The organism is Streptomyces sp. NBC_00252, from assembly GCF_036187565.1.
Classification (GTDB): Bacteria; Actinomycetota; Actinomycetes; order Streptomycetales; family Streptomycetaceae; genus Streptomyces.
Genome location: NZ_CP108087.1, coordinates 8,083,359 through 8,102,757, shown reverse-complemented (window position 1 = coordinate 8,102,757; position 19,399 = coordinate 8,083,359). Strand labels below are relative to the sequence as shown.

10 protein-coding genes and 1 pseudogene are annotated in these 19,399 nt (G+C 70.2%); 7 read left to right on the top strand and 4 right to left on the bottom strand.

Translation table 11 applies throughout. The features are described from left to right. Positions 1 to 153 precede the first annotated feature (153 nt). The 4 genes from OHT77_RS35940 to OHT77_RS35925 all read left to right on the top strand — a co-directional run bounded on the left by OHT77_RS35940 (position 154) and on the right by OHT77_RS35925 (position 6,240). Positions 154 to 831, top strand: coding sequence for a TnsA-like heteromeric transposase endonuclease subunit (locus OHT77_RS35940; protein ID WP_257016903.1), 678 nt, complete (start codon positions 154 to 156; stop codon positions 829 to 831). Further along, a complete protein-coding gene (locus OHT77_RS35935; RefSeq protein ID WP_443048169.1) occupies positions 831 to 3,116 on the top strand; it encodes a transposase in 2,286 nt (761 codons plus the stop codon). The genes OHT77_RS35940 and OHT77_RS35935 overlap by 1 nt, the downstream gene beginning before the upstream one ends. A 173-nt stretch (positions 3,117 to 3,289) precedes the next feature. Continuing rightward, the gene (locus OHT77_RS35930; RefSeq protein WP_328832544.1) at positions 3,290 to 4,396 is read left to right on the top strand and encodes a TniB family NTP-binding protein; all 1,107 of its coding nucleotides are present in this window, start codon (positions 3,290 to 3,292) and stop codon (positions 4,394 to 4,396) included. A gap of 14 nt (positions 4,397 to 4,410) precedes the next feature. Beyond that, positions 4,411 to 6,240 (top strand): TniQ family protein, encoded by a 1,830-nt coding sequence (locus OHT77_RS35925; RefSeq protein WP_328832543.1) that lies wholly within the window; start codon positions 4,411 to 4,413, stop codon positions 6,238 to 6,240. Positions 6,241 to 6,300: 60 nt separating this feature from the next. Here OHT77_RS35925 and OHT77_RS35920 read toward each other — a convergent pair. The 3 genes and pseudogenes from OHT77_RS35920 to OHT77_RS35910 form a co-directional block, all read right to left on the bottom strand. Next, positions 6,301 to 6,570 (bottom strand): annotated as a pseudogene (locus OHT77_RS35920) (transposase); the annotation flags it as partial. 20 nt (positions 6,571 to 6,590) lie between these two features. After that, positions 6,591 to 11,285: a DEAD/DEAH box helicase gene (locus tag OHT77_RS35915; RefSeq protein ID WP_328832542.1), complete on the bottom strand. Its 4,695-nt coding sequence runs from the start codon at positions 11,283 to 11,285 to the stop codon at positions 6,591 to 6,593. An 82-nt stretch (positions 11,286 to 11,367) separates the two neighbouring features. Then, positions 11,368 to 14,361: a hypothetical protein gene (locus OHT77_RS35910; RefSeq protein WP_328832541.1), complete on the bottom strand. Its 2,994-nt coding sequence runs from the start codon at positions 14,359 to 14,361 to the stop codon at positions 11,368 to 11,370. 206 nt (positions 14,362 to 14,567) lie between these two features. On the opposite strand from OHT77_RS35910, the gene OHT77_RS35905 reads away from it, so the two are divergent. Further along, a complete protein-coding gene (locus OHT77_RS35905) occupies positions 14,568 to 15,134 on the top strand; it encodes a hypothetical protein (protein WP_328832540.1) in 567 nt (188 codons plus the stop codon). Continuing rightward, entirely contained in the window at positions 15,119 to 16,366 is a 1,248-nt protein-coding gene (locus OHT77_RS35900; protein WP_328832539.1) for a sigma-70 family RNA polymerase sigma factor, read from the top strand. The genes OHT77_RS35905 and OHT77_RS35900 overlap by 16 nt, the downstream gene beginning before the upstream one ends. 10 nt (positions 16,367 to 16,376) lie before the next feature. Here the strand turns inward: OHT77_RS35900 and OHT77_RS35895 are convergent, their stop codons facing one another. Further along, positions 16,377 to 18,551, bottom strand: a complete 2,175-nt coding sequence (locus tag OHT77_RS35895; protein ID WP_328832538.1) for a UvrD-helicase domain-containing protein — start codon at positions 18,549 to 18,551, stop codon at positions 16,377 to 16,379. Positions 18,552 to 18,679: 128 nt separating this feature from the next. Between OHT77_RS35895 and OHT77_RS35890 the strand changes: the two genes are divergently transcribed. After that, the gene (locus OHT77_RS35890) at positions 18,680 to 19,378 is read left to right on the top strand and encodes a hypothetical protein (protein ID WP_328832537.1); all 699 of its coding nucleotides are present in this window, start codon (positions 18,680 to 18,682) and stop codon (positions 19,376 to 19,378) included. Positions 19,379 to 19,399: the final 21 nt, after the last annotated feature.

Below are 19,399 nucleotides of genomic sequence, written 5' to 3'. Positions count from 1 at the left end.
TCTGGATGAGTGGGCGAGGCAGCGAGAGCGAAGATCCCGTCGGATTCAAGTCAGCTGGACCACCTTGTCACGGCGTACGACGGGCACGCCGGACTGCGGGATCGGCTGCGGCTCGGGGACGACTGGCCGCGTCGGTGGAGTTCGACGTGGCAGGTGGGCGCCGACGAGGTCTGCTGGCCGGTCCGGGACATGGCTCACGTACCGGTGATGTCGTCCCGGCCGATGCGGGGGTTCACGTGGCGGGCGAAGCAGCGGCACCGCCCCGGCCTGGAGGCGATGGCGTCAGCGGGCGGGAAGCATGGCTTCGAGTCGCTGAAGGAAGTGAGCCTGCTGGTCGCGCTGGACTTCTTGAGGGCATCGGAAGTGCTGTCGCAGCCGTTCCGGCTGGACTTCGAGCATGCGGGCGGGCATGCCTGGCACATCCCGGACTTCTTGGCCGTGATCGGCGGTGGGATGTGGTTGCTGGACGTCCGCCCGATGGAGCTGATCAAGGAAGAGGACGCGCTGAAGTTCGCGGCGGCCAGGGAAGTGGCGGTTGCCTGCGGCTGGCGGTACTCGGTGGTCGCGGGCTGGCGACCGCATGTCTGGAGCGTCCTTGACCACCTGTCCTCGCGCCGGCGGCCGGCGAGGGACCTTCTCGGCATGCGCGAGCAGCTGCTCACCGCTATCAGCGGGCAGCAGGGGCAGGCGATGACGTTCTCCGACCTGGCGGAGGCGACCAGCGTGCCTTCCGTTGGCCGGGCGAACATCGTCCGGCTGCTCTGGCACCGCGAGCTCGGCGTTGACCTGGGCAGTCCCTTGCGCCACAGCTCACTGATCTGGGCGGTGTGATGGCAGCGAGGGGGTTCTTGCAGATCGCGCCAGGTAGGCGGGTCGCGCTCAATGGCGTCGAGTGGACGGTTGACGACGTCCACGGCCAACTCGGCCGGCTCGTCCTCGTGGATGACGACGGCCGCGCGGAGACCCGCTCGTTCCGTTGGCTCATCAACCATGCTGACCTGCGGCTTCTTCCGGCAGTCGAGTCGGGGCGCCCGCCGCCGGTCGCCCGGCAGCCGAGGACCCTGGCCGACCTGACCAAGGACCAGTTAGAGCGGGCACGGCTGCGGGCTGCGCACGTACTGGAAGCCGAGACGGGGTTCCGGGAGGGCCACCCGGCTCGGGCCCTGCCGGGTGAGCCCCGGCCGGCCTACGACCCGGACCGCACGACGTTGACTCAGCGTCGGTACGCAAAGGCTGCGGAGATAGAGGCGATGCCCCGTCCGGAGGCGGTCCGGTGCGGTCTGCAGCACCTCAGCTACCGGACGCTGGTACGTCTGTCGGGACTGGCGGGCGACAGTCTTCTGCTGGCCTGTGCGGACGGGCGCTGGACACGGCGACGCGGCGGGCACCGCACCATCACGAAGGAGGTCCGGGAGGCGATCTTCGCAGTGAAGGCCGAGTGCGGCCCCCGCGCCCGCCTGAGCCAGGGTGCCAAGCACCGGTTGGTGCACCAGTACATGCATGAGCGGTTCCCGACGTTTCCCACTGAGAAGGTCCCTTCCCGGTGGACACTCGCGGCCGTCTGGAAGGAGTGGTTCGGGCCCGGCGGAGCCCGGCCGCGTTACGGGCGGACGGCGGAGGCGGCCGCGGAGGCCGGGGTCTCCGGCCGGATGGTGGTCCACCGGCCGGGCCAGGTTCTGGTGCTGGACTCGACCCCGATGCCGGTGAAGCTGCGCGAGACCGTGTTCGGCGACGCGATCACCGCGACGCTGACCCTCGCACTCGATCTCTACACGCACGGGCTGCCGGCCTTCCGGCTTACGCTCCAGTCCGACACCTCGGTCGACATCGCGATGCTGCTGCGGGACGTGATGCTGCCGCTTCCGATGCGGGACGGCTGGGGCGAGGACATGGAATGGCCCTACGCAGGGGTGCCGGCCGAGGTGATCGCCGAGTTCACCGGGCACCGGGTCGCCGCTCTGCCGTTCTTCGCCCCGGAGACGGTCACCACCGATCACGGCGGCCCCTACAAGAATCACGACCTGGTGGAAGCCGAAACGGAGATCGGCTGCCGGATCCTGCCTGCTCGCGTCCTGCGGCAGACCGACAAGTTCGCGGTCGAGCGCCAGTTCCTCACCATCCAGACCATGCTCTTCGAGCACCTGCTGGGATTCACCGGCGGTGACGTCGCGGACCGCGGGGCCGACCCGGAACGCGATGCGAGCCTCACGCTCGCGCAAGCCGAGCACATCATCGCGACCTGGATCGTCCAGATCTGGCAGAACCGTAAACTAGGCGAATACGCCCCGAGTTGGGCGCCGGGTGAAGACCACAGCCCCAACACCCTGTTCGCTGCCGCGATGGAACAGGGCGGCTTCGACCTGGACTTCCCCGAACCGAGCTTCTACTACAAGGTCCTGCGCAAACACCACGTGAAGATCCATCCTCGTCGCGGGGTGAAGATCCTCGGGCTCTGGTATCACCACCCGGTCTTCGACGAGCCGCGCTTCCAGCAGCCCTCCGCCCGGGGCGGCAAGCACGCGGGCAAGTGGGTTGTCCGCAGTGACCGGAGGGACCGCCGGCAGGTGTTCTTCCAGGACCCTGCAGACCACGAGACCTGGCACATTCTGCGCTGGAGAGGACTGCCGCCCGAAGGTGAGATCCCTGCGTTCTCGGACAAGACTGCCGACGCCCTGCTGACACGCGTGAGGGCGAACAAGATCAGGATCCATTCCGAGAGCGAGCTCCTGGAACATCTACTCGGGATCCTCGGCTCGGTCACCCCAGTCGACCAATGGCCCAGCCAGGCCAAGAGGAAGGCCGGAAAGAAGCAGCGCGTCGCCCAAGCCCGCGAGATCACCCGCGCACAGGCTGCGGCCGCTGACCGCCCCGCCGCACCCGCCATCGCGGGTGAGCCAGCTCCGGCTGAGATGCCCGCGGCCTGGGCCGAGCACGCCCGCACGATCGACCACGCGGTCGACGCCGACCGCCGTCGACGACGCGAAGAAGCCCTCGCCGACGTCAAGCCCGTGGCCCCGGCAACGCTGCACGAGGCCCTGAACCGGCGTCCCATGTTCCGGCTTCCGCCCCCCGACGACTCGGAAGCCGATACACCTGTCCAGGAGGACGACACGTGACCCGAGCCCTCTCTCACGATGGTCCGCTGGACGGTCTGCCTTCACGAACCAGGATCGCCGAGCTGATCCTGGGCAGCCGCCCGCCCCTCGACACCTACGTCGGCTGGCAGCACTACCGCACCCACTACGACCTACTCGTCCCCGCTCCGACAATCTCCCCGCAGCGGTGGTCGATGCTCCCTGAGGGCCGCAAGTACGACTACGACCTCTACCGGGAGCTGACGAACGCGAACCTCCCGCTGCAGGACACCCCCATGCACGACAAGGTCGGCAAGCTGATCCGGCGCCGGTTGAGCGGCAACACGAGGAAGAAGAACGACCCGACCCGCGCCGGCGTCATGATCAGCGGATGGGGCAACTACGGCAAGACCGCGTCTGTCTGCTCAGCCGGGGCCGTCTTCGAAAAGCAGTGGCTGGAACTCCACAGCCACCTCAACCCCCAGGCTCTGCCGGGCACCCGTGATCTCCACGCACCGGTCGTCTATGTCTCGACCCCGGTGACAGCAACCCCGAAAAGCCTTTGCACGTCGATCTTAGGCTTCTTCCGGGCCCCGACCCGCAAGTCGGCCACGCTGCCGGAACTGGTACGGCAGGTCGCCGACTCCCTTTATGACCATGGCGTCAAAGCTCTGATTCTGGACGACATCAGCCGGCTGCGGATGCACAGAGCCGACGACCAGGACGTCCTCGACCTGATGCGGGCCTTTATGAGCCTGGACGTCACTCTGATCCTGACCGGCGTCAACATCTCCGGCATCGGGCTGCTGCGTGAGGCCAAGTGGAACAAGAAGACCCGGCAATGGGAGATGCCACCGCTGGAGTCGACTCGCATCCACGGTTTGGAGGTCACCCAGACGGAACACCGCTTCGAGCTCATCGAGATCGACCGGTTCCGCTACACCACCCCGAAACAGATCGCGGCCTTCGTCAATCACCTGAAGGGAATCGAGAAGCACCTGCGGCTGATGAACGCGACGCAGGGCATGCTCACCGGCGGCGGTATGCCGGAGCACTTGATGCGTCGCACCGGCGGTGTCATCGGCCTGCTGGGACGCCTGCTCGAAGACGGCGCCCAGGAAGCCATGGAGTCCGGGAAGGAAATGATCGACGAGAGCCTGCTGAACGAGATCGTGCTCCGGCGGGACGAGCCCGAGCAGCCGCCGGACGAGCCCATCATCCCGGCCGCCCCGCGGACCGCCGTCAAGAAGGCCACGCAGGCGAAACGACCCCGGAACACCGTTTTCGATGACCCTGGCCCGTCTGCCCGCGCGGGCGCCTGACGGATGGAGCCGTGATGCATCCACTGCCCCGGAGTCTCGAACCTGCCTCAGGAGAGTCCCTTGTCAGCTACCTGCTTCGGCTAGGGCACCGCCTCAGCCTCCCGCCTCTGCAACTGATCCGTGCGGCGGGCTGGACCGATCGCGTCCAAGCTACTCACATCCCAGGCAGTCTGCTGCTGAATCTCACCGGGCCGGAGGCCCAAGGATTCGCCCGACTGACCCGCCAGACAGCCGAGGAAGTGTCGGCACTGACACTGAAACAGTGGCGAGACCGGTATCCCCCCATCGCCTGGTCATCCGTGCCCGGACCGGGACCGAAGAGGCCGGACTCATGGCTTTTCGTCGGCTCCCCGCGGTATTGCCCCTCCTGCCTGGCGGGCGACGGCACCCCGGCCCAGCAACTCCACGGCGGCCCCTGGCACAAGCTCTGGCACCTACCCTTTGTCTTCAGCTGCGTAGAACACCGGACCTATCTGGAAGCAGGCTGCCCGCACTGCGGGCAGCCGCGCGCCATATCAGGGCGCCTGATCGAGCGGGCCAACGATCACAGCCTGCACCCAGCGCAATGCCGGTGGACGATCGACACCCCAACGCAGAAACGAAAGTCCCGCGCCTGCGGCGGCAGACTCGATCAGCGAGTTACTACGGATCCCGGCCGTCAGCCACACCCGACACCGGGCATCCTTCGCTTCCAGCAGTCCCTGCTTGCCCACCTGGAACCGCCGACTCCGGCCACGGACGCATCCGAATACTTCACGGATCTCCGGCTGGCCACCGCACTGATCGGCCTTACTTGGCCAGTAGGGCAGCATCTTCTCGACACCACCCTCTCCGGGTATGTGACCGCGTACCTCCACTCCACTTCAGAGAATTTCGGCACCAGCAACGGTCTGCAGCACCATCGCTTGCGCGATGTACCGCCCCGTGACCCGATCGCCTGTGCCGGACTCCTACGCGCCGCACACTCCTTACTCGAAGCAAACGATCTGTCCGAGCACCTTTCCCAGCTCGTCCACACCCCTGGAGAGCGGCCGACACGCACGCCCTGGGTACGCATCTACGCCCGCCATGAAAACTCGTGCTCGGGGCGATTCCGAGACGCGGCCGAACCATTGACACGCACCTACCGCAAAATCGGCGGCCCACAAGGACTCCGAGCACCACTGCGGGACGACTACCGACCAGAACATATCCCGGCATACCTGGAACCGGACTGGCATGAAAGATACTTCGCACCCATTGCCGGAATCGCCCCGAAGGTCTTGCGTCGAACCGCTGCGGTCCGGCTCGTCCAGTGGGCCATAGGCGGACCCCTCGATGAGGCCGCGACTTACCTCGGCATAGCCCCGGACCGCGTGCGGTTCAGATCCAACACCGACTTCCAACGCTGGGAGCGCGTGGGACGCAACCCGGCCGAGTTCGAACGGGTCCTCCGCGAGCTCAGCACCGAACTCCGAGCACCCCACCGACCACTCATCGACTACCAGCGCCGACGTGAGGCACTCAGGGACTGGGCTCTGCCTCCTGACGAATGGGACGCCTTGGTCAGCGAGTTACCACCCATCCCCGGCCCCATTCGGCCGGCAGTCGGCGACCGCAAACGTCAGGACGCCTCCGTATTCATCTGGGTACAGGTCACACAAGGCGAGCACCTCTTCGCCCCGCGCCCCATTGAGGCCGAACAGCCTCAAGACGTCCAACGCGAATGGGCTCTTCGCCGCAACACCACCTGGTACAACCTCGTCCGGCCAGATACCTTTCGGCACTACGCCGACCTACGGAAACTCCTCGCCGAATATGCCCAACAGCTCGCCCGGGACATCGACTCGGGTGCAGGCAGATAACCAACGGTCATCCAGCCGGGTGGCCCGAGGGGATCTCACCCTCGGGCTCCACAGATCCGGGACGCCGGCCCGCGCGGCCAGGATGGCTGCCGCGGCGGCCAGCTGCGGCTTGGTGCGGGAGCCCGGGTCGCTGCGCTTCTTGGGGAAGTGGTGGGCAGGGCTGTAGGGCAGCGCGTGCAGCGGGTAGTACAGGCGCTCGTCCGCCCACAGCGTGGTGACCGTCACGATGCCGTTGTCGGTCTTGCCCAGCCGGCCCAGCCACTGCCGGCCGGTGAAGGCGGTCCTGGTGCCGTCCTTGCGGTCGCCGGAGTCGTCCACGACCAGCACTCCGTGGGCGGCGTCTCATCCCCTCAGCTCACATTGCCAGTCAGGGCATCGAGGAGTGCGATGGCCTCGCGGCGGCTCAGCAGCTCGTGGAAGCGCTCGTTGCGGAAGTTCCGCAGGCACGCGTAGCAGCTGCTCTCCGGGCCGCACTCGCAGGCCGCCACCCGGGCAAGCGCGGCAGAGACAACCGGTTCGAGCCGCTCGCCCATGGACACGGCGTTGCCCGCGCCCCCTGGAGTGGTGTCGAAGAGCAGCACCGACGGCATGCCGTCGGTGCCGGTGTGCACCGTGCCGTCGATGTCGTCGCGGCTGATCTCCAGGTGCGCGGCGGCGCCTTCGAGCAGTGCGTACAGGCCGGAGCGCAGACGAGCCGCGGTGGCGGTCAGGGCTGTGAGCGGGTCCAGATGGATCTGGAGGAAGTCGGTCTGGTATCGGTGAGCGAGGGAGACGACGCGGAGGGGGCCCGTGCACTGGGTGTCTTTCAGCAGGTGTGGGTGGCCGCCGCGCGGAGACCCGGCCTGGGCGTGCGGACGGCCCCAGCCGCACCAGTCGCAAATTTGGTATCCGGCGCCGGCCGGTCCCTCGGAGACGACCACCATCTCTCCCCGGGTGCCCGCCGACCAGAGGGTGGTGTGGCCGGAGACGAAGGTGATCTCGCCTTCCTGGAGGTCGGCGGTGTCGGTGGACATGTGGACGTCGCCGTACCAGGACCGTCGTGGCGGGGTCTGCCCCGGGCGGCGCTGTGGTCCGCGCGCGGCGACGAAACCGTAGACCGGTTCGACGTACCGGCGTTGCGCGGCCGCGGACTGCGTGCCGCAGGCGGCGCAGACGGGGTCCACGGGTTCGGTGGCCTCCCGGTAGCGGCCGCAGGCCGCGCACACGGCGTAGTGGCGGCTTACCAGTTCGCGGTCCGGCAGCCGGTAGACGCCGGCGGACGCCCACAGGTGGCCGCCCGCCACGATCTCGGCCCCCGGGGCGTACTCGTGGACGGCGGCGCTCAGGTCACGGGTGAGTTCGAGTTGCCCCGAGACGGCACCGCCCTCCTGGGGGATGCGCAGTTCGACGGTGTCCACGGGGAAGCCGTACTTGGGCAGCACGTTGCGGTTGGCGAGGACGCCGAGCAGTTCGCGTTGGGTGAGGTTGCGGATGACCTTCTCGTACATCTCCGCCTGCCGGTACTTGCGGGCACCCGCTGCCTGGTCGCGGCGTTCGCTGTACGAGGTGACGTCCTGGTCGAGGATCTGCTGTGCGGCACGCAGGAGCCGGTCCAGTTCGGCGACCCAGTCGCCGGAGTCGATGCCGATCTCTTTCTGGACCTGGTCGGGGAGAACCCGGCGCAGTGAGGCCATGACGCTGTCCGGAACGGGGGTCAACCAGTCGCGCACCGTGTGGGCGGCGATCTCGCCGGTGGTGTCGTCGGGAAGGAAGAACTCTCCCGCCTTGCGCCAGATCCGGCCCCGCTCGTCCTTCATGGCACGGAAGAAGGCGGCGAGCGCGATGGAGTGGGCGTGGCGGCGGTCGATCCGGACGTTGTCGACGGGGACGATCGGGGCCCGTACCTCCCCGGCGATCATCCGCTCGGGCTCCGCGAACCGGGCGAGGTCGTGGGGCCGCCGCTGCGCGTAGGTGAGGACCAGCGCGGCCGAGTCGGCGCGGCGGCCGGCGCGGCCGGCGCGCTGGACGTAGTTGGCGGTGGAGGGCGGCATGTTGCGCAGGACGACGGCCTGGAGTTCACCGACGTCGACGCCGAGTTCGAAGGTGGTGGAGCAGGACAGGGCGTTGACCTGCCCTCGGACGAACTCCCCCTGGATCTCGGCGGCCTTCTCCCCGGTCCACTGCGCGGTGTGCTCCTGGGCGCGCAGGGGAACGGGGTCGAAGGTCAGGTAGAGGCGCCGCAGGTGCTCGTCCGTCTCGGGCGACGGCTTGAAGTCCTCGAGGCGTCCTGTGCAGCGCAGCGTCGGGCACACACCGCGCACGGACACCGTGGTGATGCGGCGGCAGCGGTCGCAGGCGTACAGCGGATCGCTGTCCGCGGTCACCGGCCGCAACCGCAGCCAGGCGTGGTCGAGCCGGCGGACGACGCCGATCCCGGGCTGGCTTTCGGGCGGTAGCCAGCTGGCGAGGTGACCTGTTGTGAGGTCGGTCCACAGGCGGTTCAGGACATCGAGGGCGGTGGCCCGTCGTTCGCCCTGGTGGCCGAGGGCGTCGAGTACGCGTACGAGGTAGTCGACGCGTCGGTTCGAGGCGCTCGCGGCGCTGGGCAGCCAGCTGATCACCCTGCGCTTGGCCTCGGAGCCCTGGGAGCGGATCCAGATGGGCCCCTTGCGTGGGGCGAACGCCTCGTCGCCCGCGTCGACGTCCTCGGGCATGGTGAGCGCACCCTGGTTGCGCAGGGTGCGCAGGAGTTCCTGCAGCAGCAGCCATGCCTCGTCGTCCGTGAGGCCGAGTGAGGTGAGGGCGGCGGGCGGCTGCCAGAACGGCTCGCGGTCGATGTCGATCCGGAGCAGGCCGAGTCCTTCGAGTGACTGTCGGTCGTCGAGGCTGAGCACTTCCTGCATCACCCACAGAGCCACTTCGCGCTGCTTGGCCTGGCGGGAGTCGTTGCGGCGGAAGACTCCGGCGCGGTCGGCGGCGCGGATGGTGTGGGCGACGAGGTCGTCGATGTGCAGGGGCTCGTCGGGGTCGGGGCAGCCCTGCCGGACGGCCTGGGTGATCAGGCGCCGGTGCTGGATGCGGGTGTAGGAGTCCTCCAGGTAGGGCGCGAAGTACGCGGCGGCCTGTCGGCTGTCGCTGAAGAACAGCAGCTTGCGGCCCTGTCCGGGCAGTGCGGCGGCCGGGCCGTCGGTCGCCGGAGGCAGCGCCTGGTAGAGGGCGGTGCTGAGGACGGCAGCCGAAGCCTCGTTGCCCGCCTCGAACAGGCGGATCATGCCGTGACCGCGCGCTCCACAGGCGAGGCATGCGGCCTGGGTGCCCTCGTGGGTGTCGAGCTGGTGGACGCGGCGCAGTTCGGTGCCACCGCATCCGGGAGCCGTGCAGGATGCCGTGGCCGCGGGGTGCACGGCCGCGCAGCGGGTGCACAGTCTGCGTTCCTTGAGGCCACCCTTGGCGCTGTCGCTGAGTGTCTCGTCGTCCTCGTCGGCACCGGTGTCCGAGCCGTCCCCGTCGAGGAGCAGCCAGGTGTGGGGGCTGTCGGGAGACTTGCGGTGTGCGAGGCGGGCTTGTGCCCCCTTGCCGGTGAAGGTGCCGTGCAGGTGTACGGCACCGCAGCGGCGGCAAGCGCCCAGCTCGAAGGACGGGCGGGCACACCGCGCGCAGGTCTCGTGGCGGGCCAGGTCGAGGTGGGGGCCTGCCGGATCGAGGCAGGTGAAGGCGCCTTCCGTGGCGCGTGCGAAGAGGTGGTAGCGGGCGGAGAGCACGGGAGCGCCGTCGGTGTCGGTCACCTGGCTGGCGAGTTGGATGAGCGCGGTGACCGCCGCGGGTCCGACGGGGTCACCGGGGAAGACGTCGCGGGCGATCTCGTTCACGGGCCGGGGTCCGTCGGCGAGGGCCCGGCGCAGAGCCGCGGTGCCGGCCTCGGCGGCGAGGGCGGTGGCCGCGGTCGTGCCGGCGGGCAGGCCGTGCATGCGCGCGGCCGACACGATCTCCGGTTCGGGGTCGGCGGTCGTGGCCAGGCGCAGGTACTCGGTGGTCGGCAGCGGCCCCCAGTGCGGGCCGTCGGGTGTGGCGACCCGGGTCGCGGTGACCAGGTCCTGGGCGGCCGGGTCGCTCGCGTCCCAGCGGAAGGGGACGTCGAAGAGGGCCTGGGCGAAGGCGGTGACGGCAGCCGGGTTCTCCTCCGCGCCGACGGTTGCACTCGTGGCGATGGCCTGGATCTCCCGCCCCCGCCCCACACGGTCCTTCAAGCGGCGCAGCAGCATGGCGAGTTCCGCGCCGCGCGCTCCGTCGTAGACGTGGGCCTCGTCGACGACGACGAACCGCCAGGAACCCGCCTGCTCTCCCTCGAAGAGGTCCATGTCCTGGGGGCGGAGCAGCAGGTACTCCAGCATGGCGTAGTTGGTGAGGAGGATGTGGGGCGGTGTCGCGCGCATCTCGCGTCGGCTGAGCAGTTCGTTGGGCAGGCGCGGTTCGCCGGGGTTGAGCTGCTCGAAGGTGTCGGCGGCGCGCTGCGGATCATCCTTGGTGTCGCCGGTGTAGCGGCCGAAGGTGATGTGGGGGGTGTCGGCGAGCAGTCGGCGCAGTCGCTTCATCTGGTCGTTGGCCAGGGCGTTCATCGGGTAGAGCAGCAGGGCGCGGACGCCGGGTCCGAGGGTGCCGCAGGCGTGTTCGGTGGCGAGGGCGTTGAGGACGGGCAGGAGGAAGCTCTCAGTCTTGCCGGAGCCGGTGCCGGTGGCCACGACGAGGTTGTGTCCGGCGACGGCCTTGCGCAGCGCCTGTTCCTGGTGCCGGTACAGGGGACGGTCGGCGGGCAGTGCGGGGCCGGTCAGCTGCCGGAACGCGGAGTCGAGTACGCCCTCTGCGACGAGCTCGTTCAGGGTGGCGCCCGGCGCGTAGGCGGGGGTGGCCTCCAGCAGGGGCCCCTTGGTGAGCAGCGGGCTGGTGTCGATGGCGTGGGCGAGGGCCTCGGCCAGGCGGGGCTCGCGCAGGGGCAGCAGGGAACGCAGGTAGCGGCGGTAGGTGTCGCTGATCATGGTGGAGGTGGCGAGCGGGTCAAGGCTGGGCACGGGTTGGCTCCGATGTGACGGTTGGCTTCGGACGAGCGGTGGGGCGGTACCGCTGCGGGACGGGCTGGACGCGAACCGGTGGTCAGCCGGTGCTGTGCACGGCCTCTGCGGTGACCAGGCATTCCGCGAGGGCGATGTCGACGGCGGTGAGATCCGGTGCGTGGGAGGCGACGGGCGTCCACAGGTGGCGAAGCCCCCGTTCCAGACCGGCGGCACGGGCGTCACCGGCGGCGGCGAGCCTCGCGATCAGCGCGCATCCCAGAGACAGTTGAGGGACCCGCATCCAGGCTTCGCCCGGCCCGTGCAACTGGCCTGGGTCCCGTCCACGGAATGCCTGGGCCAGGTCGGGGTGTCCGTCGTCCAGGAAGATCGATACGGCGTCCAGGCCGTCGCGGAACTCCTCACGCGTGGCGTGGTACTGCAGGTCCCTGCGGGCACGGAACGCCTGCCAGGCCGCGTCGGCACGGGTGTCGGGGTCCAGAAGGCCGCGCGGGACGACACGGGCACTGCGCCATACGGCCTGTTGCTGGAGTTCGGGGAGCTGGTCGAGGGCACGGGTCTGGGCGTCGAACCGGCCGACCGTGCGGCTCGGGTCCGCGTGCCCGGCTAGCAACGCCATGGCGGCGTCGCCCAGGAACTGGCTCACTTCGCCGAGGAGTTCCTCCTCCTCCTGGTACAACTCGCCGACGTCATAGGCGAGGTCACCGGAGAGATACGGCAGCAACGGGGCCGTGAGCAGCAGCGCGCACAAGGGCGCCTGCCGCCAGACGTGACGTACTGCGGCCGGGTCCGCCACCTCCCGTATCCGCAGGGCGGCAAGACCGCTGCCCGCGAGCACGGAGGCGAGTTCGCCGGAGCGCAGCGCGCTGTCGGCCGCTCCCGTGAGGGCGGTGGGCCCGGCGTCCGCGAGGGCGCTGCGGCATTCCGCCGGTGCCGTCTCTCTGGCTCCGCACGCCTGCAGGTCACGTCCGCGGGCGGCCACGATCCACTGGTAGGGGATCGCGTCGGTGCCACGCGGCAGCTCGCCGCGTCCGGCCAGGTACTCCGAGACCCCGGCGCCGGTTCCGTGGCCGGCGGCGGAGGTCCATTGGGCCCGGCGCAGCACGAGGGTGTCACGGTCGCGGAGGCGGGGCCATCCGGGAGTGGGGGGTGTGGGGGCGCCCGCGTTCAGGTGCACGATCAGGGGGCCGAGCGACCGCCAGGCCGAGGGCAGCGGGATACGGCCGCTCTGGTCGACCGTGGCTGTCAACGGCTGCTCCCACGGGGCGAAGACCGCGTACAGGCGGGCGGTCAGTTCGCCGGGGTGGCGCAGGCCCCGCAGCAGGAGTCCGCCGCCGTCCGGTACGACGTCCTCCGCGATGGGCTGGGTTCGCACGGTCCCGACATGGATGCTCTCCCCCGCGACCAGCAGCCGTATCTCGGCTTTCACGCAGTCGCGCACGGTGTCCATCAAGGCAGCCAGTGAGTACCGGAGGTCTCCTCTGCGCGTGCGAGTGCGACGTTCCGGACGCAGCGTGTGCAGGGTCGTCCCCTCGACGACCAGTGCCAGCAAGGGGGTCACCGCCACAGCCTGTTCCGGCAGACGGACGGTCAGGGCGCTCTCCCCGGCCAGGTCCGCCGCGTCGATGTCGAGCGGCCTGATGTACCAGGTCAGAGGCCTGCCGCCGAGTTCGAGGCGGACCTCGGAGTGCGGGATGCGCACCTCGACGGCGAACTGACGGACCCCGTCGTCCAGCACCAGTCTCTTGGCGATCTCGTACGGAGAGAACGCGACGGCGTGCGCGGAGGCGGTGACCGGTCCGCCGGTGCCGAGGGTCAGCCGGGCGGGGGCCAGGCCTCCGTGCGGGGCGAGCAGACGCCACTCGGCGGTCGGTTCGGCCGTGAGGCCCTCGGCGAGGAAGGCCGCCAGTCTGCGCCTGCGCCGGGAGCCGACGCGGTGGACGAGGATCTCGTACGGTCCCAGAAGCGGGCGGGGTACGTCCTTCCAGGGGTCGAGGAGCACCCCGGGGGAGCCGGTGTGACCGGCGAGAGGCTCCTCGTGGCCGGGGCGGCGCACGTCGGCCTGCCAGAGTCGCGCGTCCGGCTCGCCGGCGCGCCGCGGGAGCCGGAGAGCGGGCGGACGGTGCCACACGGGTGCCCCGTCGTCGCCCGTGATCCAGGGCAGCGTCGCACCGCCCTCCCAGCCGAGCGGCCGTCCGGCGGCGACGTCCAGCCAGCTTCCCGGGACCGCGGCGGAGGCCCGCACCCGCGTCACCCCGGTCAGCGAAACCCTGCTCAGGGTCCAGCCGTTCCAGCCGTACGGGGTGGGCAGTTCCACGACGCCGGAGTCGGTGCCCTCGGTCTGCAGGGCGCCCGCGTGCAGGAGGCTGATCTCGGCGGCGGGCAGGGGCTCGTCCGGGGTGATGCGGTGGCCGTCGGCGTCGAAGGCCAGCAGGGCGGCATCCGGGTCCACGACGGCCGAGAGATGGGTGGTTCCCGTCGGATCCGTCGCCTCGACACGGCGCACGGGGCCAGGCAGCACCCAGTAGGGCGGCCGGACCGCGAACACCTCACCGTCGGCGGACAGTTGCCAGTCCCCCGCGTCCGGCTCGCCGGGCAGGGTCAGCAGCACGCTGCCCGCGCCGGGGCCGAGACGGAGCTCGGGGGGAGGGGCAGGCATGCGAGACGGGGCGACCGAATCGTCCACCGCGGTCGGGGCGCGCCATGTCCAGCCCAGCGAGCGGGCGGCCTCGTGCGCGGCGCGGCTCCACTCGCCGGCACTCTCCGGGGCGGCTCCGTGTGACCCCAGGTCGGGGCGCGCCGCGAGCACGCGCGCGTGTGCTTCGGCCACCAGACGCGGCAGTTCCGGACCGTCGGCCAGGGCCACGGTGTGGACCGCGCAGGCGGGCCAGCGTGTGAACACTGTGTCGCGCGGGAGGTCGGAGTGGTCCGCGAGCAGCCGGTACGCCACCAGCGCCTCCAGGACGAGCGCGGTCCGTACGGCGGCGGCCGGCTCTACTCCGCCAGCGGACGGCTCCCCCACCTCGCGCCAGGCCCGCTCGCAGTCGTCCAGCAGCTGCGTGGGATCAACCAGCATGTCCCGCCCCTCCCCGCCTCGGACGTACGCGATCTCGCCCGGGACCGACCATCGTTGTACGTTCTACCATTCCTTCACATAAGGAGCATGGGGAGTCCGCAGGTGAACGGTGCGCTCTCCACCCAGGCGTAACTGATTGTCAGTGGCGGGTGGTGCAATGCGAGAAGGCTCGTCGCACCGCTGTAGGGCACATGGGGGGCACGCTGATGACGACGGACATCGAGGTCGGGGCACAGGCCGTGCTGCATGAGGCGCTGGTGACTGCTGCGGGGCCACAGCGAGCCCTGACTCCGGTGGCCTTGCGGGGACTGCTGGTCGGCGCGGATCCCACGGTGGTGGCCGAGGTGCTGAGCCGGGTGATGGCGGAGGGGGTCGCACTGCCTCCGGCCGCGGTGGCCGCGTTCGGTCTGCAAGGCGGTTCCGCAGCCCCGACCGCGCCAGAACTTCCCGCAACCACAGAGACGTTGAGCGACACGCAGAGTGAACTCCGGGTTCCAGCGGGGCCGAAGCCGGAACCACGCAGACCGCCGCGCTTCACTCTTGAGCTGCATCAGGACAGCAGGCTGGACCTTTCCGCGTTGACCGTTCGAGCGCTCCGTCTCGACGTTTCACCCGCGTCCCGGCCGCCGCTGTGGGCCGAGAAGCCATACGAGATGCTCGTCATCCTGCGGCTGCACCTGCCAACCCGCCTTCGCCGAGCCCCCGCCTCGAGCCCACCGCCGAGGCCCCGCTGGAAGACGCCTCCCCACAGCAGCCTGTGTTCGACTCTCTGAAGCACTACCGCAAGGAGATCGGCAGGTTCCCGCTGCTCTCCCGGCAGCAGGAGGCGGAGCTGGCGAGAGCCATCGAGGCGGGAGTGCTGGCATGGGACAAGCTGGATGAGGGCGGCAGGAAGCTGGCCCCCAGGCTGCGCCGCGAACTCCAGGAGATCACGCGGCGCGGGGAACAGGCCTTCACGGAGTTCGCCGAAGCGAATCTCCGGCTGGTGATGAGCATCGCCGCCAAGTACACCGGGCGCGGTCTGGACCTCCTGGACCTGGTCCAGGAGGGCAACCTCGGGATGGTCCACGCCATCGAGATGTTCGACCACCGCAAGGGCTTCAAGTTCTCGACGTACGCCGTGCCATGGATCCGTCAGGCGGTAACGCGCGCGATAGCCGATCAGAGCCGCACCATCCGGCTCCCTGTGCACGCGCATGACACCGTCACCGCGCTCCACCGGGCCGCCCGCGACCTGGCACTGAACTCGCCCCACGACGACCTTCCCGCAGTCGCCGCGCGCGTGGGGACACCGGTGGACGAGGCACGAGCCCTGTTGTCGCGGGTTCGCACCACGGTCCCCCTGGAGGCACTGACCGAGGCGATCGGCGACGAGCTGCTGCACGAGGAGTTCGACCGTACGACGCGGGAAGCACGGAGCCTCGAAGACGAACCGGACTATCTGGGCCTGGCGTCGGACGAGGTGCTTCTCCTACTCGACCACGTGTCCCCGCGCGAGGCTCGGGTCCTCGCACTGCGCCACGGTGTGGTCGACGGCGGCCACGGCCTGACCCTCGATGCCATCGGCCGGCAGCTCGGGGTCACCAGGGAACGGGTGCGCCAGATCGAGAAGCAGGCCACCGGGGTGCTGCGCGACCTGGTCGTCGCCTATGGGATGTCCCGCTCCGTTCTCCCGGCGCGACCCGCCGAGCCGCGCCGCACCCGCCCCGCATGGGTGAAGACCGCGCCCACGGCATCAAAGTCCACGTGCCTTCCCGAGGCCGCAGCTTCTTCCGAGTCCGCTGTCCCGCTGGTTTTCACCAGCAAGCGACACCGCGTGAGCTCCTCCGGGCACATCACGGTCGAGGGCCAAGCGATCAGCGTCGGAGCCGCTCTGAGAGGGGTAACAGTCGTGGTGCTGGTGGAGGAGGAACTGCTCCGGGTCATCCACGACGGCCGCCAGCTCACCACCGCGCCCCGGCAGCGCATCGGTCCCGGTGGCAAGACCGACGGAGCGGAGGCCTGAGCCGAGGCCGTCACTTCAAGGTGCCGGTCCGCCCATCGAGGAACTCGCTGGCCCGCCCGCTGTACGACACATACAGCGCCTCCCGCGCCCGGGTACAGGCCACGAACAGCAGGCATCGCTCGGCGGCCAGGTCGGTGGTGTGCTGGATGCGGTCCACCTCGGCCGGGGTGACGGCCGGCGCGAACGGGAAGGCGGACCGGGTGACTCCGGCGACGGCGACGCACCGGTACTCCAGGCCCTTCATGCTGTGCAGCGTCGACACCCGTACCCCGACCGCGCTCTCCGGTTCCCCGTCCCGCACCCGCACCACGGGGATGCCGGCCGCGGCGAGGCGGTCGCCGAGCTTGCCCGCCAGGGTGTTGAAGCGGGCGCAGACGGCGATGTCCGAGGGGGCGACACCGGCGTCCATCCAGTCGCGCACCCGGCGCAGGACGGCGTCGGCCTCCTCGTTCTCACTCCCGTGCCCCTCGCACACGGGCTGTGCGCCGTGCAGCAGCGAGCGGTATCCGGTGAGGGTGTCGTGGGCGTCGCCGGTCAGGTCGGCGACGGGCTCGCTGTCGAGCAGGCCGCGGGCCCAGCGCAGGATCTCCTCGGTGGAGCGGTAGTTGACGCGCAGTCGTCCGCTGCGTCCCGCGACGGAGATGCCGAGGGAGCGCAGCGAGACCCGGGCGTCGTAGATCCGCTGGTGTGGGTCGCCGGTGACGAACAGGTCGTCGGGCCCGTCGGGGGCCAGGACGCGCAGCAGCCGCCACTGCGCCGGGTGCAGGTCCTGCGCCTCGTCCACGACGACATGGTCGTACGACGGTCCCGCACCCGGCTTGTCGCGCAGCAGCCGGGTGGCCTCGGCGCAGACCTGGAGCCAGGTGTGCGCCCGGTCACGGGTCAGGCCGTCCTCGAACAGGGTCACGGCCTGCCAGACGCGCCGCCGCTGGGTCTGCCCGAGCGCGCTGCCGCGTCCTCGCCGTTCGCACGCCAGGTACTCCTCCTCGCTCCGCAGGTCCTGGGCGAGGGCCACGTGCCGGTACTCCTGGGACAGGAAAGCCTCGTTCCAGGGCAGTTCGAGGCGGCGGGCCACGCGCTGCCAACGGGTGCGCTCGTCCCGGTCGCCGAGCGCGGTCCCCGGATTGCCGCGCAGTTGCCGTACGACGCGGTGGGCGACGGCGTCGACGGTGGTGACGTCGACACGGGCGAGCAGCGCCGGATCGTGGTCGAGCAGCAGGGCGAGGCTGCTCTGGAGGGAGCGGGCCAGGGCTCCGGTGTAGGTGGTGAGGAGGACGCGCGTGTCGGGTGCCCGGTCCAGGAGGTGCTTGACACGGTGCAGGGCGACGACCGTCTTTCCGGTGCCGGGGCCGCCGGTGATCTGGGCGGGTCCGGCATAGCCGGGCCGGTAGGCGATGCGCCGCTGGGTGGGGTGGAGGAAGATCCGCCAGGCGGCGAAGGGCTTGGTCAGGATGTCGGCGAGTTCGTCGGGGCCTGTGACGAGCGCGATGCGGCTGCGGGTGCGGGTGACGGCGGCGGCCAGGTCGTCCCCGGCGGTGCCCTCCCCCGCCGCGCTCTCGGCGACGGTCGTCTTCTGGCGTACGGCGACGAGGTCCCGGTAGATGTCGTCGGGGTCGAGGCCCTCGGCGAGCAGCCACAGCGCCTCGTACTGGTCCTCCGGCATCAGCGACCCGAACGCCTCCAGCTGCGCCTTGCCGGTGACGGTGCGTGCGGCGCGCAGGGTGACGTCGTCGACGCCGAGGTGCCGCAGGACGGTGTCCGACCAGGGGGCGAACAGGAGTTGGGGGGCGGCGGCGGCCTCCTGAGCGAAGAGCGGGGTGATCTGCTCCATGGCGGTCAGGTCGCGCACTTCGAGGCAGCGGGTCACGGAGTTGACCGTGTAGAGCCGTCGGCGGGCCCAGGAGTAGGCCTTGTCGTGGGGGACGACATGGACGAAGACGAAGAGGTCGCTGCCGTCGTCGGGCGCGAGCAGCACGATCCGCAGCCCGTCGTCGACGCGGATGGTCCGCATCCGCGGGTCACGCGAGCTGACCACCGACTCCAGGTGCAGCCCCTTGTCCGCGTGGAGTTGGGCCACCGTCAGCTGCTGGAACTTGGCCATCGCCTTGTGGACGCGGGCGCGGGCCGGTTTGTCCAACCGGTCGACGCCCTCCCAGAACGTGTTGGTGATCGCGATCTGCGGCATGTTCCCCACCCTTCGACAACACCGACCGACAGAGTATCTGTTGACTCAGTTTACGAAAACCTCCATGATTCGTCGCAGGAGTTGCCGCACGACACAGGGGCATCGCGAGCGCGGGGGTTGTTGGGGAGATGACACTGCTGGAACCGGATACGAACGGCCAACTCGCCTTGGAAGACGACTGCGTGGACCTCTTCGATCTGGCCGGTGACCCTCTGGACGCGGCCGTGGCCCGGCTCAAGGCGGGCGTGAAGCCGACCGCCGAGGACATCGCCCTGCTCACCGAGGCGGCCCGCACCGCGCAGCGCGCCTTCGAGGAGGTCGGCGCGGCGAACGACGTACTGGACGACGCCTCGGACCTGGGCGAGGACCTGACGACCGCACTCGCGGAGACCCTGCGGCGCCGAGACCGGGCCGAGGTCCCCGCACTGCTCGGCGCCCTGCGGGCCCAGGCGGCGCGCGTCGAACGCTCCGAGGCCGTCCGTACGATCGCCAATCGCATCCTCCGCAACGGCGGACCTGACGAGCCGACCACCCCGGACTCCGTCCCCGCCCTCACCGCCGACCTGCTGCCCCGCGTGCCGTCCGTGTACGACGGCGAGGAAGAGCCGGGCGCGAGCCTCGCCGACCTGTGGGAGCGTCAGGCACGCCTGGAGCAGGTACAGGACCGGGTGCGCGGGGAGCGGGTGGAGCACGTCGCGGCGCACCTGGTCACACTCGCGGAACAGATCGTCGACCGAGCCTTCATGGACGCTGGGTTCACGCGGGCGGCACTGGACGAGATGGACCGGGCCTACGCGCTGTGGTGTGCGTGCCTGGACGAGGGCTGAAGCGCCCCTGGCTGTCGGCGG

What these genes read in the sequence shown, in the direction of transcription:
- OHT77_RS35935 (WP_443048169.1), top strand. Translation starts at nt 831, where the DNA reads ATGGCAGCGAGGGGGTTCTTGCAGATCGCGCCAGGTAGGCGGGTCGCG.
- OHT77_RS35930 (WP_328832544.1), top strand. Translation starts at nt 3,290, where the DNA reads ATGCTCCCTGAGGGCCGCAAGTACGACTACGACCTCTACCGGGAGCTG.
- OHT77_RS35925 (WP_328832543.1), top strand. Translation starts at nt 4,411, where the DNA reads ATGCATCCACTGCCCCGGAGTCTCGAACCTGCCTCAGGAGAGTCCCTT.
- OHT77_RS35910 (WP_328832541.1), bottom strand. Translation starts at nt 14,361, where the DNA reads ATGCTGGTTGATCCCACGCAGCTGCTGGACGACTGCGAGCGGGCCTGG.
- OHT77_RS35905 (WP_328832540.1), top strand. Translation starts at nt 14,568, where the DNA reads ATGACGACGGACATCGAGGTCGGGGCACAGGCCGTGCTGCATGAGGCG.
- OHT77_RS35895 (WP_328832538.1), bottom strand. Translation starts at nt 18,551, where the DNA reads ATGCCGCAGATCGCGATCACCAACACGTTCTGGGAGGGCGTCGACCGG.
- OHT77_RS35890 (WP_328832537.1), top strand. Translation starts at nt 18,680, where the DNA reads ATGACACTGCTGGAACCGGATACGAACGGCCAACTCGCCTTGGAAGAC.